The sequence below is a fragment of the Rhodopseudomonas sp. BAL398 genome, from assembly GCF_033001325.1.
In the GTDB taxonomy this organism is placed as follows: domain Bacteria; phylum Pseudomonadota; class Alphaproteobacteria; order Rhizobiales; family Xanthobacteraceae; genus JARJEH01.
In genome coordinates this window covers 5,491,208-5,515,275 of the sequence record NZ_CP133111.1, presented here as the reverse complement: position 1 = coordinate 5,515,275, position 24,068 = coordinate 5,491,208, and the positions used below count along the sequence as shown (strand labels likewise).

23 protein-coding genes are annotated in these 24,068 nt (G+C 64.3%); 10 read left to right on the top strand and 13 right to left on the bottom strand.

Annotation, left to right across the window (positions count from 1 at the left end; translation table 11 throughout):
* Positions 1–10: 10 nt before the first annotated feature.
* Positions 11–937 carry an urea ABC transporter permease subunit UrtB gene (urtB, locus tag RBJ75_RS25945; RefSeq protein WP_044406818.1) on the bottom strand — a complete coding sequence of 309 codons (927 nt, stop codon included), beginning with the start codon at positions 935–937 and terminating at the stop codon, positions 11–13.
* A gap of 139 nt (positions 938–1,076) precedes the next feature.
* The gene (gene urtA, locus RBJ75_RS25940; protein ID WP_044406816.1) at positions 1,077–2,339 is read right to left on the bottom strand and encodes an urea ABC transporter substrate-binding protein; all 1,263 of its coding nucleotides are present in this window, start codon (positions 2,337–2,339) and stop codon (positions 1,077–1,079) included.
* Positions 2,340–2,496: 157 nt separating this feature from the next.
* Between urtA and RBJ75_RS25935 the strand changes: the two genes are divergently transcribed.
* Both RBJ75_RS25935 and RBJ75_RS25930 read left to right on the top strand, forming a co-directional pair.
* Positions 2,497–5,865, top strand: a complete 3,369-nt coding sequence (locus RBJ75_RS25935; RefSeq protein ID WP_044406813.1) for an ATP-binding protein — start codon at positions 2,497–2,499, stop codon at positions 5,863–5,865.
* Positions 5,855–6,778, top strand: coding sequence for a response regulator transcription factor (locus RBJ75_RS25930; RefSeq protein ID WP_276156603.1), 924 nt, complete (start codon positions 5,855–5,857; stop codon positions 6,776–6,778). The genes RBJ75_RS25935 and RBJ75_RS25930 overlap by 11 nt, the downstream gene beginning before the upstream one ends.
* Positions 6,779–7,071: 293 nt before the next feature.
* Here RBJ75_RS25930 and RBJ75_RS25925 read toward each other — a convergent pair whose 3' ends face one another.
* The 9 genes from RBJ75_RS25925 to exbB all read right to left on the bottom strand — a co-directional run bounded on the left by RBJ75_RS25925 (position 7,072) and on the right by exbB (position 13,837).
* Positions 7,072–7,422 (bottom strand): hypothetical protein, encoded by a 351-nt coding sequence (locus RBJ75_RS25925; RefSeq protein ID WP_044417601.1) that lies wholly within the window; start codon positions 7,420–7,422, stop codon positions 7,072–7,074.
* 110 nt (positions 7,423–7,532) lie between these two features.
* Entirely contained in the window at positions 7,533–8,366 is an 834-nt protein-coding gene (locus RBJ75_RS25920; protein ID WP_317528560.1) for a YihY/virulence factor BrkB family protein, read from the bottom strand.
* 249 nt (positions 8,367–8,615) lie between these two features.
* The gene (locus RBJ75_RS25915) at positions 8,616–9,290 is read right to left on the bottom strand and encodes a hypothetical protein (RefSeq protein ID WP_052629053.1); all 675 of its coding nucleotides are present in this window, start codon (positions 9,288–9,290) and stop codon (positions 8,616–8,618) included.
* Complete coding sequence (locus RBJ75_RS25910; protein ID WP_044417595.1) at positions 9,287–9,679, bottom strand: phage holin family protein; 393 nt, start codon at positions 9,677–9,679, stop codon at positions 9,287–9,289. The genes RBJ75_RS25915 and RBJ75_RS25910 overlap by 4 nt, the downstream gene beginning before the upstream one ends.
* Positions 9,680–9,692: 13 nt before the next feature.
* Positions 9,693–10,319, bottom strand: coding sequence for a YtxH domain-containing protein (locus tag RBJ75_RS25905; RefSeq protein ID WP_044417598.1), 627 nt, complete (start codon positions 10,317–10,319; stop codon positions 9,693–9,695).
* Positions 10,320–10,342: 23 nt separating this feature from the next.
* Complete coding sequence (locus RBJ75_RS25900; RefSeq protein ID WP_044417600.1) at positions 10,343–11,506, bottom strand: DUF3618 domain-containing protein; 1,164 nt, start codon at positions 11,504–11,506, stop codon at positions 10,343–10,345.
* A 258-nt stretch (positions 11,507–11,764) separates the two neighbouring features.
* A complete protein-coding gene (locus RBJ75_RS25895; RefSeq protein WP_317528559.1) occupies positions 11,765–12,634 on the bottom strand; it encodes an energy transducer TonB in 870 nt (289 codons plus the stop codon).
* On the bottom strand, positions 12,631–13,068 hold the full coding sequence (gene exbD, locus RBJ75_RS25890) for a TonB system transport protein ExbD (RefSeq protein ID WP_317528558.1): 438 nt from the start codon (positions 13,066–13,068) through the stop codon (positions 12,631–12,633). The genes RBJ75_RS25895 and exbD overlap by 4 nt, the downstream gene beginning before the upstream one ends.
* A 4-nt stretch (positions 13,069–13,072) precedes the next feature.
* Positions 13,073–13,837, bottom strand: a complete 765-nt coding sequence (gene exbB, locus RBJ75_RS25885; protein ID WP_317528557.1) for a tonB-system energizer ExbB — start codon at positions 13,835–13,837, stop codon at positions 13,073–13,075.
* Positions 13,838–13,908: 71 nt separating this feature from the next.
* Between exbB and RBJ75_RS25880 the strand changes: the two genes are divergently transcribed.
* The 7 genes from RBJ75_RS25880 (at position 13,909) to RBJ75_RS25850 (ending at position 18,937) form a co-directional block, all read left to right on the top strand.
* A complete protein-coding gene (locus RBJ75_RS25880) occupies positions 13,909–14,217 on the top strand; it encodes a hypothetical protein (RefSeq protein WP_152647866.1) in 309 nt (102 codons plus the stop codon).
* Positions 14,218–14,274: 57 nt separating this feature from the next.
* Positions 14,275–14,538: a hypothetical protein gene (locus tag RBJ75_RS25875; protein ID WP_044417042.1), complete on the top strand. Its 264-nt coding sequence runs from the start codon at positions 14,275–14,277 to the stop codon at positions 14,536–14,538.
* Between the two features lie 152 nt (positions 14,539–14,690).
* Positions 14,691–15,695, top strand: coding sequence for a CHAD domain-containing protein (locus tag RBJ75_RS25870; protein WP_152647865.1), 1,005 nt, complete (start codon positions 14,691–14,693; stop codon positions 15,693–15,695).
* A 20-nt stretch (positions 15,696–15,715) separates the two neighbouring features.
* Positions 15,716–16,510, top strand: a complete 795-nt coding sequence (locus tag RBJ75_RS25865; protein WP_044417029.1) for a hypothetical protein — start codon at positions 15,716–15,718, stop codon at positions 16,508–16,510.
* A 120-nt stretch (positions 16,511–16,630) separates the two neighbouring features.
* The gene (locus tag RBJ75_RS25860) at positions 16,631–16,831 is read left to right on the top strand and encodes a hypothetical protein (RefSeq protein ID WP_044417040.1); all 201 of its coding nucleotides are present in this window, start codon (positions 16,631–16,633) and stop codon (positions 16,829–16,831) included.
* Positions 16,828–18,243, top strand: a complete 1,416-nt coding sequence (locus RBJ75_RS25855) for an Asp-tRNA(Asn)/Glu-tRNA(Gln) amidotransferase GatCAB subunit A (protein WP_044417027.1) — start codon at positions 16,828–16,830, stop codon at positions 18,241–18,243. Before RBJ75_RS25860 ends, RBJ75_RS25855 begins: the two co-directional genes overlap by 4 nt.
* A gap of 37 nt (positions 18,244–18,280) precedes the next feature.
* On the top strand, positions 18,281–18,937 hold the full coding sequence (locus RBJ75_RS25850; RefSeq protein WP_152647864.1) for a hypothetical protein: 657 nt from the start codon (positions 18,281–18,283) through the stop codon (positions 18,935–18,937).
* A gap of 42 nt (positions 18,938–18,979) precedes the next feature.
* On the opposite strand, the gene RBJ75_RS25845 is transcribed toward RBJ75_RS25850, so the two are convergent.
* Both RBJ75_RS25845 and RBJ75_RS25840 read right to left on the bottom strand, forming a co-directional pair.
* Complete coding sequence (locus RBJ75_RS25845; RefSeq protein WP_052629042.1) at positions 18,980–20,794, bottom strand: putative bifunctional diguanylate cyclase/phosphodiesterase; 1,815 nt, start codon at positions 20,792–20,794, stop codon at positions 18,980–18,982.
* A gap of 101 nt (positions 20,795–20,895) precedes the next feature.
* A complete protein-coding gene (locus RBJ75_RS25840; protein WP_052629041.1) occupies positions 20,896–22,332 on the bottom strand; it encodes a sensor histidine kinase in 1,437 nt (478 codons plus the stop codon).
* 235 nt (positions 22,333–22,567) lie between these two features.
* Here RBJ75_RS25840 and RBJ75_RS25835 point away from each other — a divergent pair, with 235 nt between their 5' ends.
* Positions 22,568–23,998, top strand: a complete 1,431-nt coding sequence (locus RBJ75_RS25835) for a sensor histidine kinase (RefSeq protein ID WP_276156783.1) — start codon at positions 22,568–22,570, stop codon at positions 23,996–23,998.
* Positions 23,999–24,068 lie beyond the last annotated feature (70 nt).

The following is a 24,068-nucleotide window of genomic DNA, read 5'->3' as shown; positions in this document are numbered from 1 at the left end:
GCGTGAGCCTCTATTTGCGGACTTTGAGGGCGAACAGACCCTGCGGGCGCAGCATCAGGATTCCGACCACCGCGAGCAGCGTCAGCACCTTGGCCATCGAACCGGACAGGAAGAATTCCAGCGTCGATTGCGTCTGCGAGATGCTGAAGGCCGAGGCGATGGTACCGAGCAGGCTGGCGGCGCCGCCGAACACCACGACCAGGAAGGTGTCGACGATGTAGAGCTGGCCCGAGGTTGGCCCGGTCGAGCCGATCATCGTGAAGGCGCTGCCTGCGATGCCGGCGATGCCGCAGCCGAGCCCGAAAGTGTAGCGATCGACTTTCTCGGTGTTGATGCCGACGGCGCCGGCCATCACCCGGTTCTGCACCACGGCGCGGACCTGGCGGCCGAAGCGCGACTTGTACATGATGTAGGCCACCCCCAGGGTGATCAGCACTGTCAGGCACATCACGAAGATGCCGTTGATCGGCACTTCGATGCTATCGGTGACCTTCTGCGAGCCGAGCATCCATTGCGGCAATTCCACGCCGACCTCGCGGGCGCCGAAGATCGAGCGATAGGCCTGCTGCAGGATCAGGCTCAGCCCCCAGGTGGCGAGCAGCGTATCCAACGGGCGCTTGTAGAGATGGCGTATCAGCACCCATTCGACCAGCATTCCCAATAGGCCGGAGGCGATGAAGGCCAATATCATCGCGACGAAGAAATAGCCGCTGAACAGCGAAGGCAGAAACGCCTGGAAAAAATTCGACGTCATCCAGGTGACGTAGGCGCCGAGGATCATGAACTCGCCATGGGCCATGTTGATGACCCCCATCTGGCCGAAAATGATCGCAAGACCGAGCGCCATCAGGACATACACGGAGAACAGGATCAGACCCGCGAAGCCCTGCATGACGAAAATGGAGCCGAGATCACCAATCGAATAGTCGCCCAACATCGATCCGTCCTCTGTCGTTGTGAAGTCGCGGGAAGTCCCGCGTCGCAAAGACGCTTGCGACGCGGGGTCGTCGGGCGGGGATAGGTCGTCCACGCCAGGGAGAGTTGCCGGCGCGAGCCGCGCTAGGACCGGCGTGGACTCACTGGTAGCCCTTCGGGAACGGATTGGGCTCGACCAGATCCTTGGTTTCGAACACCAGATCGAACTGGCCGTCGGGCCTGGCGCGCCCGACCCGGGTCTTCGACCACAGATGGTGGTTCTCGTGGATCCGGACATAACCTTCCGGCGCACCCTTGAATTCGATCCCCGGCGAGGCCGCGGCGATCTTGTCGATGTCGAAGGAGCCGGCCTTCTCGCAGGTCAGCTTCCACAGCCACGGGCCCAGATAGGCGGCCTGGGTGACGTCGCCGATCACCGTCTTGTCGCCCCACATTTTGTGGAACGCGGCGACGAACTTCTCATTGTTCGGGTTCTTGAGCGACTGGAAGTACTTCATGCAGGCATAGGCCCCGGCGATGTTCTCGCCGCCGATGCCGTCGATTTCGTCCTCGGTCACCGAGATCGTCAGCAGCAATTGCTTCGACAGGTCGATGCCGGCCGCTTTGAGCTGCTTGTAGAACGCGACGTTGGAACCGCCGACCACGTCGGCGAAGATCACGTCCGGCTTCTTCAGCTTGATCTTGTTGATCACCGAATTGAACTGGGTGTTGCCGAGCGGGTAATATTCCTCGCCGACGACCTTGCAGCCCGTCAGATGCTCCTCGATGTGCTTGCGGGCGATCTTGTTCGAGGTGCGCGGCCAGATATAGTCCGAGCCGACGAAGAAGAACGACTTGGCGCCCTTCTCCTTGTTGATCCAGTTCAGGCCGGCCAGAATCTGCTGGGTGGCTTCCTGGCCGGTGTAGATCACGTTCTTGGACTGTTCGAGGCCTTCATAGAAGGTCGGGTAGTACAACATGCCATTGTACTGCTCGAGGACCGGCAGCACCGCCTTGCGCGACGCCGAGGTCCAGCAGCCAAAAATCGCCGCGACCTTGTCGTTGACCAATAGCTTCTTGGCCTTTTCGGCGAAGGTCGGCCAATCCGAGGCGCCGTCTTCCTGGATGATCTTGATCTTGCGGCCGAGCACGCCGCCGGCCTCGTTGATCTGCGCGATCGCCAGCTTTTCGGCTTCGATCGAGCCGGTTTCCGAAATCGCCATCGTGCCGGTGGCCGAATGCAGAATGCCCACGGTCACTTCAGTATCAGTCACCGCAAGGCCGGTGGCGTTGACCGCCGAGGTTGCAGGTCCGGCGGCAAAGGAGGGACGTCCCATCAACGAGATCGCCGGGATGGCCGCTATTCCCATCAGCAGCTTGCGCCGCAACGGTGAATCGAGGCCCCGCTTCTTATCGTCTGCCATAACTACCCCTTCATGCTTTTTTCGAGGACGAATTCCAGTGCGGTGACGATTGCCGAATTATTGCGGTGGACCGATACGCAAGATCACGTATGTTGCACCGCAAGACCGCGACGTAGGTTTTCGGCACTGGACCGGAACGGCAATCAGGGAGACGCAGGTGGCAGGGCGGCAGCGCATAGACCGCGTTCGGCGCCAATATAATCAGTGGGTTGCCAACCAAACGCTGGAAGACTATGCGCTGCGCTTCACCGCAAAGAGCGCGCGGCGCTGGTCCGCCGCCCGCGTCGCCAACACCGCGCTGGGTGCGATCTCGTTTCTCGCGCTGGAGGCGATCGGCGGCACCATCACGCTGAATTACGGCGTGACTAATGCGACGGCAGCGATCCTTGTCGTCAGCCTGATCATCTTCTGTTGCGGGCTTCCGATTGCCTATTATGCCGCCAGCTGTGGCGTCGATATCGACTTGCTGACCCGCGGCGCCGGTTTTGGCTATATCGGATCGACCGTCACCTCGCTGATCTATGCCTCTTTCACGTTCATCTTCTTCGCCATCGAAGCTGTTATTCTCGCCACTGCGCTGGAACTGTGCTTCGGAATCCCGCTATGGCTCGGCTATCTGGTCAGCGCCGTGGCGATTATTCCGCTGGTGACCTATGGCATCACCCTGATCAGCCGGTTTCAGGTCTGGACCCAGCCGTTCTGGATCCTGCTCCACATCGTGCCATTCGTCGCCATCGCCATCAAAAGCCCAGCGTCGTTCCACGACTGGACCGGCTTTGCCGGCGCGCATGGCAGTCCGGACGGCCACCTCGACCTGTTGCTGTTCGGCACCGCCGCCTCGGTGATCTTTTCCCTGGTGGCGCAGATCGGCGAGCAGGTCGATTTCCTGCGCTTTCTGCCGCGTGATCGCCGCACCTCGAAACGGGCGTGGTGGATCGCCCTGATCTGCGCCGGCCCGGGCTGGATCGTGCCGGGCGCCGTGAAGCTGTTGGCGGGCTCGTTCCTGGCCTATTTCGCACTGAATCACGGGGTGAGCCCGCAGCACGCCGCCGAACCCGCCCACATGTATGCGGAGGCGTTTCGCTATGTGTTTTCGCGGCCGGAGATCGCGCTGACGCTGACCGGTGTGTTCGTGGTGCTGTCGCAGCTCAAGATCAACGTCACCAACGCCTATGCGGGCTCGATCGCCTGGTCGAATTTCTTTTCCCGCCTCACCCACAGCCATCCCGGCCGGGTGGTGTGGCTGGTGTTCAACGTGATGGTGGCGCTGCTGCTGATGGAGATCGGCGTCTACAAGGCGCTGGAGCAGACGCTGGCGCTGTATTCCAACGTGGCGATCGCCTGGGTCGGGGCGCTGGTGTCCGACCTGGTGATCAACAAGCCGCTCGGGCTGCGGCCGCAGCATATGGAATTCAAGCGCGCCCACCTTTACGACATCAATCCGGTCGGCGTCGGCTCGATGACGATCGCCACCGTGGTGTCGATCAGCGCCTTCTACGGCATGTTCGGGCCGACCGCCAAGGCGCTGGCGCCGTTCGTGGCGCTGCTGGTGGCGTTCGTCACCGCGCCGCTGATCGCCTGGGCCACCGACGGCAAATACTACATCGCCCGCAAGCCGAAACGCAGCTGGCAGAATCTGGCGGCGATCAAATGCTGTATCTGCGAGCATTCGTTCGAGCCGGAAGACATGGCGTCATGCCCGGCCTATGCGGGGCCGATCTGCTCGCTGTGCTGCTCGCTCGACGCCCGTTGCCACGATTTGTGCAAGCCGCACGCCAGGATCAACGCGCAGGTCTCCGACGTGCTCGGCAGGATTTTGCCGCAGCCGGTCTACGCCCGGATCAACTCCCAGCTCGGCCGCTATCTCGGCGTCTTCCTGATCGCGACGGGATCGGTCGGCTTGACGCTGAGCCTGATCTATCTGCAGGCCGCGACGGCGATCCGGGTTGATGAGGTGCTGCTGTCGGAGGTGCTGATCAAGCTGTTCTTCGCCCTGACCATCATCATCGGGGTGGTGACCTGGCTGTTCGTGCTGGCGCGGCAGAGCCGGCAGGCCGCCGAGGCCGAGACCAAACGACAGACCACGCTGCTGATGCAGGAGATCGCCGCCCATCACCGCACCGACATCGAATTGCAGCGCGCCAAGGAAGTCGCCGAATCCGCCAACCTCGCCAAGAGCCGCTATGTGGTCGGGCTCAGCCACGAGCTGCGCTCGCCGCTCAACGCCATCAGCGGCTATGCGCAATTGCTCGAGCAGGACACCAGCCTGCCGCCGCGGCCGCGCGACCAGATCCGGCTGGTGCGCCGCAGCGCCGATCATCTGTCCGGGCTGATCGACGGGCTGCTCGATATCTCCAAGATCGAGGCCGGGCGGCTGTATCTGTCGCGCGACGAGGTCCGGTTCGGCGAATTCCTCGATCAGCTGGTCGGCATGTTCCGGCTGCAGGCCGCCGCCAAGGACATCGAATTCGTGTTCAAGCGGCCGAGCTATCTGCCGCCGGTGATCTATGCCGACGAGAAGCGGCTGCGCCAGGTGCTGATCAACCTTTTGTCCAACGCCATCAAGTTCACCCAGTCCGGCAGCGTGCATTTCATCGTGCATTATCGCAACCCGGTCGCCGAGCTCGAGGTCCGCGACACCGGCCCCGGCATCCATGCCGACGATCTGGAGCGGATTTTCGCGCCGTTCGAGCGCGGCGCGCTGGGCATCTCGCAGCCTCACACCGGCACCGGACTGGGGCTGACGATCAGCAAGCTCTTGGCCGGGGTGATGGGCGGTGATCTGCGGGTCACCAGCACGATCGGCCAGGGCAGCACCTTCACGGTCAAGATGCTGCTGTCCGAGGTCACCAACCCGACCCGCACCAGGGCGATCCGGGCGCCGATTCTGGGCTATTACGGTCCACGGCGGACCATCCTGATCACCGACGACGACCCGACCCAGCGCGACATGCTGCAAGAGGTGCTGGCGCCGCTCGGCTTCATCGTGCTGAGCGCGCCGGACGGCCATGCCTGCGTTGATCTCGCCCAGCACTGCCAACCGGATCTGTTCCTGCTCGACATCACCATGGCGGGGATCGACGGCTGGACCGTGGCGGAGACGCTGCGGATGAACGGCCATCATCACGCCCGGATCCTGATGGTCTCGGCCAGCGCCATCGAGGCCCATGGTACGCCGCTGGCGCAACCGTTCCACGACGGCTACCTGATGAAGCCGGTCGACATTCCGCGGCTGCTGGAGTTGATCGGGCAATTGCTCAAGCTGAGCTGGCGCTACAAGGACGACCCGGCCGACACTCCCGGGATCACGCCGAACTTCGAAGGGCCGCCGATGCAGCATGTCGAGGAGCTGATCCAGCTCGGCCAGATCGGCTACATCCGCGGCATCGAATCCAAGCTCGATCAGATCGACAACGACTATCCGGAGGCCGCCTTGTTCGTCACCCGAATGCGCGCGCTGATCGATCAGTTCGATCTGGATCAATATATGAAAACCCTGAACAGCCTGTATCAGCATGAACATTGACGCAAAAAAGCGGGACATCGCCCTGGTGGTCGACGATTCGCCCGAGACGCTGCGGATGCTGACCGACGCGCTGGATGGCGCCGGCATGACGGTGATGGTGGCGATGGACGGCGCCGCGGCGATGCGGATCGTCGAGCAGATCACGCCCGACATCATCCTGCTCGACGCGATGATGCCGGGCATGGACGGCTTCGAGACTTGCCGACGGCTCAAGCGCAATCCTGGCCTCTCCGGCGTGCCGGTGATCTTCATGACCGGGCTTGCCGAATCCGAGCACATCGTGCGCGGCCTCGAGGCCGGCGGCGTCGATTACGTCACCAAGCCGATCGTCATCGTCGAGATGCTGGCGCGGATCAGAGTCCATCTCGGCAATGCCAGGGTGAGCCAGAGCGCCCGCGCCGCGCTCGACGTATCCGGCCGCTTCCTGCTCGCGGTCGATCGCGGCGGCAAGGTGATCTGGGCGACGCCGCAGGCGCAGAAGCTGCTGGCCGGCGACGCCGCCTCGGAGGAAGGCGTCTGGCTCGACCTGCCCAAGCCTTGGCTCGACTGGCTGGAGCAGGTGCATAGCGGCCTGGCCCAGCCGAAGACACCGCTGAAATCCTCGCTGCTGCGCAATGACGATTTGCGGCTGCAATATATGGGCAAGCTCGGCCCCGACGAATTCCTGCTGCGGCTGGCGCGCGACACCAGCTCGGATTCGCCGAAGACCTTCAGCAAGGAGCTCGGCCTCACCAGCCGCGAGGCCGAGGTGCTGTCATGGCTGAGCAAGGGCAAGACCAACCGCGACATCGCGCAGATTCTCGGCCTCAGCCCGCGCACCGTCGACAAGCATCTGGAGCAGATCTACGCCAAGCTCGGCGTCGAGAACCGCACCGCCGCCGCCGCCATCGCCACCAGCCGGCGCGATAATTGAGCGGCGCCGTCTCAAGTCTTCACGGTCGTCATTGCGAGGAGCTCTTGCGACGAAGCAATCCAGTCTTCGCTTGCGGCCCCTGGATTGCTTCGCGGTCGGACGGCGCGATGCGCCGTCCTCGGCTCGCAATGACGAAATCACGAATGACGAAATCACGTTTGATGGGATTGGTTTCTCCTTCAGTCAGACTTTGAGCTGAGTACCAGATCGTCCTCCGGGTTCGCTCGCAGCAAAGCTGCTCGCGCCCCGGAATGACATCGTCGGGGATCGCCGGTGTCGTTGGGGTGCGAACCTCACACCTCGTCGGCCGGCACGAAGCAGTTGATCACGATGCTGCCGCGGTAATGGACATACCAGACGATCGCCTCGCCGACCGGATTGCCGGCGTTGCGGATCACCGCCTTGGCGGGCACTTCCCACCACGTGCCGTCGATCGGCACCCAATAGGCCCCGCCGCGCACGTCGTATGTGGTGCGATGGCCGTCGGAGACGTCGCAGCACGGCACCCCGGCCGGGCTGCGCATGCTCTTGAACCAGGCCCTTATGTCATCCGGCACATCGCCGAACTGGCCGCGATCGACCGCATGGGCATCCGTCGCCATCATCAACGCAACCACGACCGATAGACGCGCAAGCGGGATCATCGGGTTTTTCCGCACAATGGATCGGCCCATGATGCGGCGCGGCCGGCCCGACATCAACGCGCGCCGGCGGTGCGAGGGCAATTTGTCGCTGTGCGCCGCAACAGCCAAGGCTAGGCTTTGTCGGATTCAATCCGGCCGATGCCGGTGGCGTGGGCTTCGATTTCCGAATTCAGTTCGGCGCCGACCAAAATGACGATCGTCGTCATCCACATCCAGATCATCAGGCCGATCGCCGCGCCGAGCGAGCCATAGGTCGCATCATAATCCGCGAAGTTCGACAGATAATAGGACAGCAGCGCCGAGCCCGCGATCCAGGTCAGAGTGGCGAACACGCTTCCCACCGAGACCCATTGCCACTGCAAATTGCGCCGGCTCGGCGCGTAGCGATACAGCACGGCCAGCCCCAGCAAGGTCAGACAAGCGAGCGCCGGCCAGCGGCCATACTCGATCACCATCGCGACCTGGCTGCCGAGCCCGACATAGGACAGCGCGATCGGCGCCGCCACCACCAGCCCGATCGCCGACAGCACGGCGGCGAGCGATGCCAAGGTGAAGGTCAGCGACACCGCGTTGAGCATCAGGAAGCCGCGCTGCTCGCGTTCGTCATAGACCACGTTGAGCGCATCGATGATCGCCTTGACGCCGCCATTGGCACTCCACAACGCCAGCACCATGCTGAACAGGAAGGCGGTCCCGAGATTGGCCCCGCCTCTGGCCAGCACGCGGTCGACCTGGTCCTGGATCACCGAGAATGTGCCCGGCGGCAACAGCGTGGCCAGGGTCGACAGATGCTGGTTGATGGTCGCACCATCGGCGAACAGCAGATAGGAGGACACCAGCGCGCTGATCGCGGGAAACAGCGCCAGCAGCCCGTAAAACACCACGCCGGCAGCCACCAGCATCAGCCGGTCGTCATTGATCCGTTTATAGATGCCGCGCAGCACATCCTGCCATCGGCGCTGGATTACCGGGAGCGGCGAATCGACGGGCGACTCCGGCCGGTCCTCGGCCGGCGCTGCTTGCCGTGGCGTCGTATGACTTGGCGCCTGACTTGGTGCCGCGGTGGGACTTGACGCCGCGATGGGATTGCCGCCATCGGCTGCCCGCGCGATTAGGCGGGCAGCGTTGACCACGCCCAAAAGGGTGAGCGAGGATAAAAACCCATGACGGCGCTTCATCGCATCCAGCCGTCGTCAGCCCGGCCGGGCTTCGTCATCCCGCCGCGCCTCTTCCGCCACATGCACGGCGGCGCGTGCCACCTGCTGCATCGCCAAGCCGCTGGCTCCGGTCTTGATTTGGTCGCCGGCCGCGGCGAACACCTCGGCCTCGATCTTGGTCGCGGGCAGCGACGCCGCGATCCCGGCGCCGATCGCCACGCCGACTGCGCCGAGCAGCAGCGGTTGCTCATCGAACAATTCGGTCAGACGGGAGCGCGCATCGGACGCCAGGCCGGCACTCTTGTCGGGGATCGATCGGCCAAGATGCGCGGCCGACTCGGCGAATTCGGATCCGTAACGAGAGGCGCGGTCGATGGCTTCAGCCCCCCTCTCGCGCACCACGCGGGTCGCGGAATCCGCCATGGCGCTGGCCTCGCCGGACACCTCCGACAGCCGCTCGCCGAGCGCATCGACGCCCTGCTTCACCGCCGAACGGCCCTTCGACAACGCGTCGGCGGCCCGATCGGGGAGGCGGTCGAGTCCGGCATCATGCGCCAGCCTGGTAGCACGATCGACGGTCTTGCCGCCGGTGAACAACCACAGCAGTCCGGCGCCGATCAGCGCCGTGGAGACTGGATTGCGGCGCATGGCGTCACCCAGATCGTGCACGAAATGCGTGGCCTTTTGCCCCGCTGACGATTCGTCATTCATGAAACCATCTCCTTGGCGGCGACCTTGTCGCGCTGCAATTGGTCAAGCGTCACCGCGGGGGCGAGACCGCCGGCCGACAGCCGATTGAGACCGATCCAGATCAGGATCAGCGCAATCAGCGCCGCGCCTGCGCCGGTGACCAGATAGGCGATGGACTGCGACAAACCGTTGTCGACCAGCGCCGCCGCGATCGCGAACAGGATCATTACCAGCGCCGGTATGCAGATCACCGCCCCGGCGCCAATCATCGCGACCGCACGGCCGACCTGACTGGCCTTGTCGGACATTTCCGCCCGCGCCAGATCGAATTCGTTGCTGACCAGCTTGGCCAGCTGGCCAAACGCGTCGCTGATCAGGTCGGGGATCGATCGATTACTTGGTGAACTCATCACGATATCCCCGTTAGTCGGAATTGGACGCCATGTCGCGGCGCGACGTCGTGTCCTGATCGTCGGCTGCGTAGCCGCCAGAACTCTTCAAAAAGCGCACCGCGCCGAAGCCGGCCAGCACCGCCAGGCCGAGAAACGCGGTCGGCTGCCGCCTGGCGAAGGATTGCATCCCCTTGACCAGGTCCTGGACCTCGCCCTGGTGCACGGCATCCGACACTTCTTCCACGCGCGAGGCCGCCTTGCGCATATAAACCGCGGCAATCGGCAAATCACCTTCGAATTCGCGCGCTGCGCGGCGCATCGCCTCGGCCAGATGTCCGACATAATCCGCACCCACATTCTTCTGGGCGTTGGCTTTGTCCTTGATGGTCTCGCCGGCTTGCGACGCGAACTCCTTGGCGGTTTCGACGAAGTCAGCCGCTTGCGACTTCACCTTCTCGCTCGAGGCCTGGGCCGCATCGCCGATTTGGTCCTTGAAATCCGCCACACGGTCTTTGATCTCGTCCTTGAGATCGCGTCCTGCCTCGACCGCCTGATCGGCCATTTCATTGACCTGCTGACGCTTGGTTCGGCCGCCACCGGAGGCGGACTTCGCCCCGGCGTCGGAGCTCAAATTGCTGGTTGTGTCGTGCTCGGCCATCACTCGTTCTCCGTCCCTGACTATCAGTGCTTGTTCTGCGACGGCGTCTCGTATGACGACGCTGTGGCTTCGGATAATTTGCGGCTACGCGGACCGATGTCGCGAACATTTCCGCTGTCACGATCGAGCGCAGATTCCGGATCCTGCGCCGAGCGGATGTTGTCGTCCGGACCACCGACGGCGCGTCTGGAACGCCCTTCGCCATCATCGACGGGGTCGCTGGAGCGCCGCATCCGCGGAATGGCGCTGGCAAGCAGCCCACCGAGAACCAGCCCCGCTCCCGCCACCAAGAGCGGATGATTGCTGACGGTCGCAGTGAAAGTCTTGCCGGCCTGATCGCCGAATTCTTCGGCGCGATATCGCGCCCTGACGGCAGCATCCCGACCGGCGGCGGCAGCCTCGCGGACCCTCGCGGCCGCATCGGCCGCGCCCTCGCGCGCCGAAGCCGCCACGTCCCGGACCTGGTCGGCGGCATCGCGGATCGAGCCCGTCACCGCATCGGACAACGCGGCGCCGCGATCGGCGACCTCACCGGCCTGGGTTGCAACGGTTTCGCCGGCCGACACTGCCTTGCGGCGAAGATCGTCGACATTGGAGGCGACCGTCTTCCCGAGCTGATCGGCCCGGTCCCGCAATTCGGCTGCGCTGGACGCCGCGGCCTGCCGGAATTGCGTCGCACGCGACGAGGCCACTTCGGAGGCCGCCTGCAGCGTGCCGGAGGTGTATTGCGCGGCGGCCGTTGCCGTCTCCGAGGCGTCAGTGCCGAATTGCCGGGCGCGCCGCTCGACCTCGCCGGCGAAATCGACCGCGGCGTCAGAGGCCTGCTGCGTCACCGCCTGCCCCGATTTCGAGCCGGCCAAATATAGTCCGGCGCCGACCATCAGCACCGGCGTGGGAATGGCGCGCAGCAGCTTCAGCAATGGATAACCAAGCGCCGCGCCGACCGCGACAGCCTGCACCGGATTGTTGCGCACGGCATGTTTGACCCGGCTGACCAGCTCCTCGCCACGCGACTCGAAATATTCGCTCATTTCGGCCTTGATGGCGCTGGGCGAGACTCGTTGACGCAGGTCGCTCGCGGTGGCCTCGACCGAGGTCCGCAGCTGATCGACGGTTTGACTGAGTTCGGCCCGGGCACGCTCGGTGTCCCGCTTGATGTCTTCCATTGAACGAGCGTCGTCTGCCATGATCAATCTCCGGTAATTGTATACGAGCAACTCGCTCGGAACAGCTAGGTTCCTCGCTTTCGCCACTTTCGCGGCAAAAGCCGGAATCTCGCCCGCGCGTTGCGATATAGGGCGCTTGCCGACGACCCAACAGGATGCCGAGTCTCTTTCTGATCAGACGGTTTCCGATCAGACGGTCGATCTGCGATGTCGCGTGAGATCAGGCCCAGAAGCGGCGTTCATCGGTGATATTAACCGCTGGCGGGCGGCAGCCCACGATCAGCGCAGCGAAAACCGCACCGGCACGGTAAAACTGAGCGAAGACTGCGTCATCTGCGGCGGAAACGCCGGCAGCGGTTCGGCGCGGCGGATCATCGCCAGGGTTTCGGCGTCCAGCGCCGCATTTCCAGATGAACGCGCCAGCCGGCTGCCGAGCACACGACCGTTGCGCCCCACGGTAAAACTCAGCAGCGCGGTGCCCTGGGCGCCGCTGGATTTGGCGCCGGACGGATAGCGCTTGAAGCGCTGCAGATGCGCGGCGAGCCGGTCGCGATAGGACGGCAGCACCGCGACCGCGGTCTCGCCCCTGGTCGCGAGCGAGGCCGATGCGGCGTGCCGCTCGGCGGGCGGCGGCGCGCTGGTGCGCGGTGCCGGCGGCTGCCGCGACGGCGGTTTCGGCTCGCGCTTCGGTCTCGGCTTCGGCATCACCACCGGCTCGGGCTCGACCGGCTCGACCTTGGCAGGCTCGACTTTGGTGGGCTCGGTTTTGGCGGGCTCGGGCGGGGTCGGCTGGACCTTCTGTTCCGGCGGCGCCTCGACCTCCGGTTTCTCCTGCACCGGCGTCGAGGGGATCTGTTCGGGCTCGACTGGCGGCGGCTTGACCGGTTCGGGCGGCGGCGAATTGTCGTCGGCCTGCTGCATGTCGGGGCCGGGCGCGGCATCGGTCGCCGGCGCGGCCGACGCCGATGCCGCCGGCGCCAGATCGACCATGATTGCCGGAATTTCCACCCCGGCCTGCGGCGTCTCTTGATACCAGGCCACGCCAGCGGCGATCACCCCGACATGGATCGCCACGATGATGATGGCGGAAACGGTCCAATGCGCCACCCCGGACTGATCGCTCGGCCGATGCAGCGTAAAGGCGTTCATTGCGGCGCGCTGCGGGCGTCGAGCCCGACCAGGGCGATCTTCAGATAGCCGGCGTCGCGTAGCAGGTTCATCACCTCCATCAGGTCGCCATAGCTCACGACCTTGTCGGCGCGCAGGAAGATCCGCTCGTCCTTGTTGCCCTTGGTGGCGGTCGCCAGCGTCTCACCGAGCGCGTCGCGCGCGATGACGTCCTCGCCGACCGCCAAAGACAGATCGGGCTTCACCGTGACGAACACCGGCTGGTCCGGCCGCTTTTGCGGCTGCGCGGCGCTGGCCGGCAGGTCGACGCCGATATCGACGGTGGCCAGCGGCGCCGCCACCATGAAGACGATCAGCAGCACCAGCATCACGTCGATGAATGGCGTGACGTTGATCTCATGGGCCTCGACCAGATCGTCGTCGCGGCCGGCCCCGCCGCCCAGCCTGATCGCCATCGCCCTACTCCGCCGCCCGCACGCGTCCGCGCTGCGGCCGGCTGCTTTCGCGGCTGACCAGCAGCAGCACCTGCGCCGAAGCGTCGCCCAGCAGCGCCCGATAGGCACCGATCTGACGCACCAGCACATTGTAGATCACCACCGCGGGGATCGCCGCGACCAGACCCAAAGCGGTGGCGAGCAGCGCTTCGGCGATGCCGGGCGCCACCACCGCAAGATTCGTGGTATGGGCCTCGGAGATGCCGATGAAGGCATTCATGATGCCCCACACCGTACCGAACAGCCCGACAAACGGCGCCACCGCGCCGATCGTCGCCAGAATGCCGGTGCCGCGCGCGATCCGCCGCGACATCGCCGCCTCGACTCGCTCCAGCCGCAATGCCACGCGCTGCTTGAAATCATCGTCGAGCTGCCAGGCGGACAGGGTGGCCTCGCGCGCCGCCGATTGCACCAGCTGCGCCACCGCGTCGCGCGCCTCGCCGCTGTTATCGGCAACCTGCGCCAGTGTGGTGTCGGTTTCCAGCAGCGTCAACCGCTGCCGCGCTTGCCTGGTGGCGCGGCGCAGCTCGATCGATTTCGACAGCCACACCGTCCAGGTCGCCAGCGACGCCACCGCCAGCCCGACCATCACCGCGCGCACCACGATGTCGGCGCCGACGAACATGCCCCAGGGCGACAGATTGCGCGGCAACAATGCGGTGTCGGTGGCGGCATGACCGGCGCCCGGCAGGACGACGACACAGAGCGCGATCAGCGCCGCGGCCCTCATGGCATGACGGCAAACAGCGGGGATTCGGTGAGGCGGCATCGGCATCCTTCGGCGACAGGGAACTGCTCGCGATGCTATCGCATGGATCGGGCTCGCCAGAAAATCAAATCTGCCGGATCACGGCGCGGCTGACCCGCACGTTTTTGCCCGACATAGCGCAGATTGCCGACGCGGCCGCCTTGCGCAGCGCGGCATATCGCCGGCAGACCACCGGGGCCAGCGGCCGCCACCACCAATCCAAATTTACCGTCGGACGTATTTGGGCTACGTCAACGGACCGCCGGATCGCTATCAGCACGATCGCCGATCGCGACGGATTTGCCTCTGTCATTTGTGCTGAGTCAATTCGGCGCCATGCGGCGGCGATTACAGCAAAATAGAACTGATCGCGACGCGATCTTGATATGGCTGAATGCGAGACGCAGAGTGAGGACGCAATGACCACGCCCGACAAACATCTCGAAGCGCGAATGGCTCGGATCGAAGCGGCGGTGCAGCGCATGCAGCTGTTTGTCGTGACGATCGTCGGGGTCGCCGCCATCCTGTGGTGCCTGGATTTGGCGACGCGGCTGATGCCGTTCCCGGACTCAGCGATGTGGTTCTATGGCAGCCAGGCGGTCGCCGCGCTGATCGGCATGGCGATCGCCTATGCGGCGGCGAAACTGATCGGCTATCCGCTGCAGGTGCTGAAACGGGCCTGAGCCGCTCCTGACAACATCACGTCAGCATGTCAGCGCGGCGACTGCCCCGTCGCCCAGCGCTGGCCTTGAGGCTGGCTGTCATGCCAATCGGCATAATGTGGTCGTAGGAAATCTGCTATCCTGCGGGTCAGGTGACGGGCCAAGGGGACCTGATGGGTAAAGCAATCAAGCGGCGGCTGGGGACGGCACCGCAACGTGTTTCCAAGGCAAAAGCCTCGTCGAAAGTCTCCCAAACGGCCTTGCGCAGGCCAAGCCGGCCGGTCAACGCCAAGCCGCCTGGCGCGCTCGTTCTCGACCCCGATGCCGGCACGGTCGAGGCGTTGCAGGCGATTTGCCGGTGGACGCTGCAGACCATCGCCGCGCAGCAGCAGGCGGTGCGGCAGCGCAAGCCGGTCGGCGTGCATCAAATGCGGATTGGGCTGCGGCGGATGCGCGCCGCGATCTCGCTGTTCGGCGACCTGCTCGACGACGACCAGACCGACCATATCAAGGCGGAGCTGAAATGGCTGGCCGGTCGCCTGGCGCCGGCGCGCGACCTTCATGTCATGCAGATGAAGGTCGCCCAGTTGGACGGCGCGCGGGCGCTGCAGAAGCAATTGGCGGCGAGCCGGATCGCCGCCTTCGACCAGGCCAGGGCCGCGGTCGAGCAACCGCGCTTCCGCGCCCTGCTGCGCGAGATCGCACGCTGGATCGATCACGGGGCCTGGGCCGCGCCGCCGCCCGGCAAACGCCGCAACGCCAAGCGGTTCGCCAAGCGGGTCCTGGCCAAACGCGCCGCGCAGGTGATCGACAAGGCCGCGCGGCTCGACCAGATGAGCGTGGAAAAGCGCCACAGATTACGCATCGCGGCCAAGAAGCTGTATTACGCCACCGGGTTCTTCGAGACCCTGTTCGGGGACCCGAAACCGGCCAGGCAATTGACCGCTTTCAAGAAAAAACTGAAGGCGCTGCTTGACGCGCTCGGCGCGCTCAACGATATCGCGGTGCAGGGCGGATTGGCCAGCAAGCTCGCCGATGCCCCGAATGCGCCGACACCGCCGGCGACGCGGGCGATCGAATCGCTGTCCGAGCAGAACCGGGCGGACAGCAAGGCGTTGCTGAAATCCGCCGCCAAGGCCGGCCGCAAGCTTGCGCGGACGCCGCTTTTCGCAGATTGAGAGCCCTCGAGCTGACCCGCATGGACCCATTGCAAGCAGAGCCCGTCCGCCTGGTCGATACCGCGACGTCGCGCTTTGCGATCACGCGGCGCTGGTTCTCGCGGGTATCGGCTGTCGTCGGCAAGGCGACCTTCCGCATCAAGCGCGGCACGCCGTCGGAAACCATTGCCGAACTCGGCAAGCGCTGGACCCTGACCGACCGGCAGCGCCACGCTTTGCTCGAGCGCGGCCGCACCAAGGACGGGGCGCCATTCATCGACGAGAAGGTCGGCAACATCAACCGCGCCGCGTTTCATCGCTCGGCCTTCGTGCTCAACGCCGCCACCCATCTGCTGTTCGTCGATGTCGGCGCGCAATTGCTGCTGTCATTGCCGGAATTGAAACTGGCGCTGGTGGCCGGCAATCTGATCCTCGCCGCGATCGCCCATGCGGAGATGCGCGCGAATTTCCGCGCGCTGCTGGCGGGGCCCCATGCGCTGCCGCGCAAACGCCGGTTCTGGGGGCTGTTTGCCAATCCGCGCTACAACAAGGCGGTGAAAAAGAGCTCCCGCCCCTATGCGCGCAGCGCCTGGAAAGAGAAGACGCTGTATCGCTCCGGCTATTTCTTCAACGCCGCCACGATCTTTCTCGGCTCCCAATTCATCATCCCGGTGGAGCGACTGATCTTCCCGTTCGGCTTCCTGCTCGGCAAGATCACCGGATTGTTCTCGACCCTGGTGGTGTTCTTCGACGGTTGGCGCGGCATCCGGGCCGGCGACGACGCGCGTCTGGCGCGCGAGCGCGAAGTCTCGGTCTACCGGGCGCTGGATATTTGACGAAGCCCGCGGGCTCGCCGACACTGCGTGATCTTGTTGGATCGCCGATCCGGCGGCATGTTGGATGACGATCCCGCGATCGAATCACCCAAGCGGGCCGGCAAAGGGAGCAAAGACCGAATGACCACGACACCGACGCCCGCGGGCATCAAGGAGATGGCCGCGTTGGCGGGATTGCCGGTCGACGACGAGGTCGCCGCGCGGATCGCCAATTCGATCGGCCCGGCCTTCGCGGGCTTCGCGGCGGTCGCCGGATCGCTGCCGTTCGATCTCGAACCCGCGACCTTCCTGGTGGTGCAGAGCATCGGGGCCGGCAAATGAGCTCGATCGAACCGGCGCTGCTATCGCTGACCGAAGTGGCCCAGGCCATTGCCAAGAAAAGAATTTCCTCGCGCGAGGCGACGCAATCCTGCCTCGACCGCGTCGAGCGCTGGCAGCCCAGGCTCAACGCCTTCATGGCGATCGAAGCCGAGCAGGCGCTCGCCGACGCCACCGCCGCCGACACCGAACTGGCCAATGGCAAAAGCCGCGGCGTGCTGCACGGCGTGCCGCTGGCGCACAAGGACATGTTCTACGATGAGGGCCATGTCGTCACCTGCGGCTCCATCATTCGCCGCAACTGGGTCGCCACCACCACATCGACGGCGCTGCAGCGGCTGAAGGACGCCGGCACCATCCGCACCGGCTCGCTGCAGATGGCGGAATTCGCCTATGGGCCGACCGGCCACAACGCCCATTACGGCCCGGTGTGCAATCCGTGGGATTTCTTCCGGATCACCGGCGGCTCGTCGTCGGGCTCAGGCTCCGCAGTCGCCGCCCGGATGACCTTCGCAGCGCTCGGCTCTGACACCGGCGGCTCGGTGCGGATGCCGGCGAATTTCTGCGGCGTCACCGGCTTGAAGACCACGGTCGGCCGGGTCAGCCGCGCCGGCGCGATGCCGCTGTCGCAATCGCTCGACACCGTCGGGCCGCTGGCGCGGACCGCGCAGGATTGCGCGTTGCTATTGTCGCTGATGGCGGGCGCCGATCCGGAAGATCCGACCTGCATCCGCGGCGAACTACCCGACTACAACGCGGCGACGCGCGAATCGATCGCCGGCCTGCGGATCGGGATTCCATCGGAATTTTATGTCGACGATCTGGATTCCGAGGTGACCCGCGCGCTGGAACAGACCATCGCGACGCTGAAGCGCGAGGGCGCCAGCGTGGTCAGCGTCGAATTGCCCGATCAGCGGCTGCTGAGCGCGGCCTGCCAGCTGGTGCTGGCGGTCGAGGCCGCAGCCTTCCACAAGCGCTGGATGGACGAACGGCCGCAGGACTACAGCCCGCAGGTGTTGATGCGGCTGCAGAACGGCCTCGCCGTTCCGGCGGTCAGCTATCTCGAGGCGATGCGCTGGCGCGGCCCGGCGCTGGCGGCCTATCTGGCGGCGATCGCCGATGTCGACGCGGTGCTGGCGCCGGTAGCGCCGGTCGCAGCGCCGACCATCAAGGAGACCGATGTCGGCAACGGCCCCGACGCCGAAGCGGCGATCCAGCGGCTGACTCGCTTCACCCGGCCGGTCAACTATCTTGGCCTGCCATCGCTGGCGTTTCCGACCGGCTTCACCCGCCTCGGCACGCCGATCGGCATGCAGATCATCGGCCGGCCTTTTGCCGAGGCGATGCTGCTGCGGATCGGCGCCGCGTTCCAGCGCGCCACCGACTATCACGCCAAGGTGCCGAAACTGCCGTAAGCCGGGCTCGATCGGGCCGCCACTCACTCGCGAGGTTTTGATATACCTCAACGCAACATTGCTGGCGTGGGTTCTTTTGATTTCCGACAATGCAGCGAATGGCGCGGCAAACCTATGGTATTTCGCCGCGCTCGGAACAGATGGAAAGGACGATATGGAGTACCTATCCGCGATCGGTGGGTTGGTCATCACGCTGATACTCGGCGCTGGCGGACTCATCATGATCTATCTGATCTGGGACGATGCCCGCCCTGTCGAGTTCTCGCGATGGTCCGGCCTGTTTGATCGGACCAAAGCGCGACTTGGTTCCGTGTCGTGGCAGACGGCAGTGATGGTGATCGCGGTCATCGTGGCCGCAGCGACGGTGTATCTGGTCGCAACTTTCGGCGGGTTGCAAAGCGATCGCGCCGAGAGCGCAACGCTGGCGGTGGCAACCCTGGTTGCCCCGCCTGCCCCGTCGGCGCCGGCTTCGCCCCCGCCGGTCGTCAAACCGATCCGATTGGTGACGTCGGCGTCCTGTTCCAGCGACGGCTGTCCGGTGCGCTGTTCACCCGATGAGGCCATGGTCTCGGCGTTCTGCATCGCTGGCAAAAATGCACGCCTGTCCGGCTCGCTCCAGGCAACCAATGGTGTGGTGACCGCAGCCTGCGACGCGACGTCCAACAGCATCGTCGCGTCCTGCGCGCGACAGTGATCGCGGCCGCCTGATCCGGGCGCCCAAGATCGCGACGACGACTCAGCCTTTACCCACTGTGCTTCCGAGGTCCAGCCCGGCCGCGTCCTGGGACATCGTGCGCCGCGCCGCCAAGCTCTCGAGCAGTTGCGCGATCGCGTCCGGCGGCACCGGCTTGCTGTAGAGATAACCCTGCGCCTCGATGCAGCCTTCGGCCTTCAGCCGCCGCATCTGTTCCTCGGTCTCGACGCCCTCGGCGGTGGTGGTGATTCCGAAGCTGTTGCCAAGGCCGATCACCGCCCGCACGATGGCGAGACTGCCATGATCCTCGTTCAGATCGCGGACGAAGGACTGGTCGATCTTGATCTTGTCGAACTGGAAACTGCGCAGATAACCGATCCCCGAATAGCCGGTTCCGAAATCATCGATCGAGATCCGCACGCCCAGCTGACGCAACTGGCTAAGGATCTCGAGATTCCGATCGGAGCGCTCGAGCACCACCGACTCGGTGACTTCCAGCTCCAGCCGCGATGCCGGCAGTCCCGACCTCGCCAGCGCGCTCACCACCGTCGACACCAGATTGCCCTTGGCGAACTGAATTGGTGACAGATTGACCGAAACCCCGATCTCGGCCGGCCATCCCATCGCATCGGCGCAGGCCTGCCGCAGCGCCCATTCGCCGAGCGGCACGATCAAGCCGATTTCTTCCGCCGCCGGAATGAATTCGCCCGGCGAGACCATGCCGCGCTCGGGATGCTGCCAGCGCATCAGCGCCTCGAAGCTGCTGACATTGCCATTCTGAAGATTGACCAGCGGTTGATAGTGCATCTGGAAGCCGTCTTGCGCCAGCGCCTGGCGCATATCGCGCTCCAGGATGCGCCGCGCTTGCACGATCGCGTCCATTTCCGGATCGAAGATCCGGTAGGTGCCGCGGCCGTCGGACTTGGCCTTGTACATCGCGATATCTGCGCTCTTCAGAAAGCGCTCGGCGTCGCTGGTGCCGGACTGACCGATTGCGATGCCGACGCTGCCGCCGACCGACACGTCATGGCCGTCGATATTGCAGGGAAGACCGATCGCGGCGATGATTTTTTCCGCCAGCGCGATCGACGCACCGGGCTGCGCCACGCCGATTTGCAGGATCGCGAACTCGTCGCCACCCAGCCGCGCGATCCTATCCTGCGGGTCGAGCAGGTCGCGCAGCCGGCTGGCGATGGTCTTCAGCAGCAGATCGCCGATCGAATGCCCCAGGCTGTCATTGACGCCCTTGAAGCCGTCGAGATCAACGAACAGCACCGCGAACTCACCCGCATCCGTCACGACGTCGCCCGCGACGTCGTCATTGATCGCCTGCTCGAGCTGTTCCCTGAACATCAGCCGATTGCCGAGCCCGGTCAGCGAGTCGTGATAGGCGAGGTATTTGGAATGGGCTTCGGACTTCTCGCGGTTGGCGATCTCGGCCTTCAGCGTCTGATTGGCCTCGATCAGGCTGACGGTGCGCTCGGCGAGTTGCTCCTCGATCTGCTTGCGGCCGATCTGGATATTGACGCGGGCCAGCGCGACGGCGAAATCGACCGGCTTGGTGATGTAGTCATTGGCGCCGAAATCCAGCGCGTCGACGATGTTCTGGCTTTCGGATTTCGCCGTCACCATGATCACCGGCAAGGCCGACAGCGATTTGGTCTGCCGGATTCGGCGCAGCGTCTCGAAGCCGTCGATCCCCGGCATCATGACGTCGAGCAGGACGAGGTCGAACGGCTCGCTCTCGATCATGGCCAGCGCTTCCAACCCGCTCACCGCCTCGGCGACGCGAAAGCCGCGCCGCTCGAAGCGGCGGGTCAGGATGGTTCGGTTGTCCTCGATGTCGTCGACGACCAAAATCCGCGGCGCCAGCTGAGTTTTTCCTTCGGTTCCGATGTGGGCACCCGACTGTGTTGGCGATAGCGCGGACCAATGTGACGCTGAATGCGCGCTCGACATCACATCGCCCTTCCGAGCGCCAGCCGATTGGCCGGCGACAATGCCAGAATCGCCGCGGACTCATCCGAGGTGGCGTCCGCCCCGGCAAGCACCCGGATGGTGAAGCAAGATCCGCGCCCCGGTTCGCTGACAGCGGAGATGCCCCCGCCCATCAGCGCGCAGAGCTTCTGACTGATCGCCAGGCCGAGCCCGGTGCCGCCATACTTGCTCGCGGTCTCGCGATTGGCTTGGCCGAAATTCTTGAACAAGCGGGGCAGTTCGGATTCCGAAATGCCGATGCCGGTGTCACGCACCGCGATCTCGACCCAATCGGCGCCGAGGGACTTTTGACGCCGCACCGACAGCGTGATCGTTCCGGCCTCGGTGAACTTCGCCGCGTTGCTCAGCAGATTGAGCGCGGCCTGCCGCAATTTGGTCTGGTCGGTCGAGACAATTCCAAGGTCCGCCGGGCAATCCACGACCAGCCGGTTGTGTTTGCCCGCCAGCATCGGCTCGACATTACCGACCACGTCCTGAACCATCTTGGCAAGATCGAACGACTCGATCTTCAGCTCGATCATGTTGGATTCGATTTTCGACAAATCGAGCACGTCGGCCACCAGCGACAGCAGGTGCTTGCCGGCGGCATTGATGCGTTCGAGATCGGTCTTCTTGCGCGCATTGCGCTCGCCGGGCTCGACGCCCTCGAGCAGAATCTCGCTGAAGCCGATCACCGCGTTCAGCGGCGTGCGCAATTCGTGGCTCATCTTGGCCAGGAAGATCGACTTCGCCCGGTTCGCCTCGTCGGCCATGCGCTTGGCTTCGCGCATGCGGGCGGTGGTCTCACGGTGTCGTTCGGCTTCTCGCTCGAGATCGGACCGGGTCGAAATCATGTGGGCGTAGTAGATCGCCATCCAGGACATGTAGGTCGTGGCCGAGAGGATCGAAATCCAGCCCACCGTCGCCAGCTGTTCGGGCGGCACCAGTTCCGGGAAACCCCACCGCACATAGGCGGCGCAAAACCCGAACACGTTGCAGGAGAACAGACCGACAATCAGCAGTGGGCGCTCGGACAGATAAAAGAAACCAAGAAGCAAACTGACGATCAGCCAGGGCAGGAACGGCGAGCTGACTCCGCCGTAGAAATAAGCGCCGAACAACGAGGTGAGCGCCAGCATCTCGGTCGAGATCACCGCGGCGAGCTGCAGGTCGCCGGTAAATTTGTAGACAAAGGGCAGCGTCCAGAACAGCCAGATCGCAATGATGATGGTCCAGCAGGCATAGCCGGGATTCGGATCGCTCAGATAGAGAAACAGGCTGATGCCCTGCGACAGCAGGGGTCCAAAGATGTGCGTGAACACGAAATTGCGCGCAAGGCTGCGCTCGGAGCGTTCGGCCTTGGCTGCCTCCGGAATGAACCAGTCGATCACACTGACCAGGATATTTACGACCAGCACTCGATCAGTCTCCGCACTTGTTCCAGACAAGCTAATGAGTTGCCTTTAATTTTGGGTTTAGCGATCACCCACTTAAGATGAACTTAAACCAATACTGAGTATATGGGGCAGCGCAGACGGTGTTCCCGACGGTTGGGGCCCGGCAAAGACCATCTGCTTTTCGAACATTCAACCGCTGGTGGAATTGATGGTGAAAGACAAGTCTTCTCGGTTTGTCGCGCAATTCGATCGATTGGTGAACTATTTCATTCCACCCGCGCTCCGGGCCGACCGCGAGACCCGCAACCGCGTCCACGTGTTCCTCGTCAGTCATATTCTCGGCCCCTTCATCGGAAACGTCGTCCCGGCCGCGATCTATTTTTTCGATCCGCATCCCGGCTTCGAGATCGCGATCCTGGCGCTGTCGATCACGGCGTTCTGGCTGTTTCCGTTCCTGCTCAAGGCCGGCGTGCCCTACAATCCGCTGGCGCTCATCTCAGTGCAGAATCTGATCTTCTGCATTCTGTGGAGCTGCTACTTCAACGGCGGCGTGACCTCGCCGACGCTGCCCTGGGTGCTGACGATTCCGCTGTTGGCGTTCTTCTATCTGGGCTCATCGGCATCGCTCCGCTTGATCGTGATCGCGATGTTCGCCGTCAATCTGGCGATCTTCATCTCGCTCTATCAGTTCGGCGCGGTGGTGAAGAACCCGCTGCCGGGCGCGGGCATGCAGGGCCTCGGCATTGTCTCGACCATCGCCGCGTCGATCTATGTGGCGATGATGGCGACCTATTACGCCAAGGTGCTGGCCTCGCAGACCGAACTCGAAAGCGAAATGCGCGAGCACGTCGCCACCGCCTCGGAATTGCGGCTGGCGACCATCGAGGCCGAACGGGCCGGCTCCGCCAAATCCGAGTTTCTGGCGCGAATGAGTCATGAACTGCGCACCCCGCTCAATGCGGTGATCGGCTATAGCCAGATCTTGCTCGAAGACGCCGGTGATGACGTCCAGGACATCTCCGACCTGAACAAGATCCACGGCGCGGGCCAGCACCTTCTCAAGCTGGTGAACGAGATCCTCGATCTGTCGAAAATCGAGGCCGGCCGGATGGAATTGCATCTGGAACCGACTGATGTTGCGGGCCTGCTGACCGACGCCGTTCACCGCGCGACGCCGGCGGCGGAGCACAACGGAAATCAAATCTCCTGCAGCGTCGGCGACGATCTCGGAACCGCCTTGCTCGATGCCGGCAAATTGCGCAGCGTGCTCGACCAGCTTCTGCACAACGCCGCAAAATTCACCGAGAACGGCACCATCGAATTGATCGGAGCTCTCAAGGCGAACGACGAGCTGACGATTCACATCATCGATAGCGGCATCGGAATCGCGGCTGACCAGATCCCCGGGCTGTTCGAGAAGTTCACCGCGATCGACGACAGCACCACCACGAAATATAGCGGCCCCGGCCTGGGGCTGGCTCTCAGTCAGAAGCTTTGCCGGCTGATGGGCGGCGAGATCATCGTCGAAAGCCAAATCGACAAGGGCAGCCGCTTCACGATCCGGCTGCCGCTGCCGCCCGCGCCGCAAGCAGGCGACGATGACGGCCGCGCCGAGGCGACCCTGGTTCCGTCATTGACCGAGCCCGGCCATGCCGTTCTGCAGGCCGCGGCCCCGCCGCAAGGCTGAATCCTCGACCAAAGGCCATAAGATCTATCGAGCGTGCTGATCAGCACCGCACCGTCACGTTTCTGTCATC

What these genes read in the sequence shown, in the direction of transcription:
- urtB (WP_044406818.1), bottom strand. Translation starts at nt 937, where the DNA reads ATGTTGGGCGACTATTCGATTGGTGATCTCGGCTCCATTTTCGTCATG.
- urtA (WP_044406816.1), bottom strand. Translation starts at nt 2,339, where the DNA reads ATGGCAGACGATAAGAAGCGGGGCCTCGATTCACCGTTGCGGCGCAAG.
- RBJ75_RS25930 (WP_276156603.1), top strand. Translation starts at nt 5,855, where the DNA reads ATGAACATTGACGCAAAAAAGCGGGACATCGCCCTGGTGGTCGACGAT.
- RBJ75_RS25925 (WP_044417601.1), bottom strand. Translation starts at nt 7,422, where the DNA reads ATGATCCCGCTTGCGCGTCTATCGGTCGTGGTTGCGTTGATGATGGCG.
- RBJ75_RS25915 (WP_052629053.1), bottom strand. Translation starts at nt 9,290, where the DNA reads ATGAATGACGAATCGTCAGCGGGGCAAAAGGCCACGCATTTCGTGCAC.
- RBJ75_RS25910 (WP_044417595.1), bottom strand. Translation starts at nt 9,679, where the DNA reads ATGAGTTCACCAAGTAATCGATCGATCCCCGACCTGATCAGCGACGCG.
- RBJ75_RS25905 (WP_044417598.1), bottom strand. Translation starts at nt 10,319, where the DNA reads ATGGCCGAGCACGACACAACCAGCAATTTGAGCTCCGACGCCGGGGCG.
- RBJ75_RS25900 (WP_044417600.1), bottom strand. Translation starts at nt 11,506, where the DNA reads ATGGCAGACGACGCTCGTTCAATGGAAGACATCAAGCGGGACACCGAG.
- RBJ75_RS25895 (WP_317528559.1), bottom strand. Translation starts at nt 12,634, where the DNA reads ATGAACGCCTTTACGCTGCATCGGCCGAGCGATCAGTCCGGGGTGGCG.
- exbD (WP_317528558.1), bottom strand. Translation starts at nt 13,068, where the DNA reads ATGGCGATCAGGCTGGGCGGCGGGGCCGGCCGCGACGACGATCTGGTC.
- exbB (WP_317528557.1), bottom strand. Translation starts at nt 13,837, where the DNA reads ATGAGGGCCGCGGCGCTGATCGCGCTCTGTGTCGTCGTCCTGCCGGGC.
- RBJ75_RS25880 (WP_152647866.1), top strand. Translation starts at nt 13,909, where the DNA reads ATGCTATCGCATGGATCGGGCTCGCCAGAAAATCAAATCTGCCGGATC.
- RBJ75_RS25875 (WP_044417042.1), top strand. Translation starts at nt 14,275, where the DNA reads ATGACCACGCCCGACAAACATCTCGAAGCGCGAATGGCTCGGATCGAA.
- RBJ75_RS25870 (WP_152647865.1), top strand. Translation starts at nt 14,691, where the DNA reads ATGGGTAAAGCAATCAAGCGGCGGCTGGGGACGGCACCGCAACGTGTT.
- RBJ75_RS25865 (WP_044417029.1), top strand. Translation starts at nt 15,716, where the DNA reads ATGGACCCATTGCAAGCAGAGCCCGTCCGCCTGGTCGATACCGCGACG.
- RBJ75_RS25860 (WP_044417040.1), top strand. Translation starts at nt 16,631, where the DNA reads ATGACCACGACACCGACGCCCGCGGGCATCAAGGAGATGGCCGCGTTG.
- RBJ75_RS25855 (WP_044417027.1), top strand. Translation starts at nt 16,828, where the DNA reads ATGAGCTCGATCGAACCGGCGCTGCTATCGCTGACCGAAGTGGCCCAG.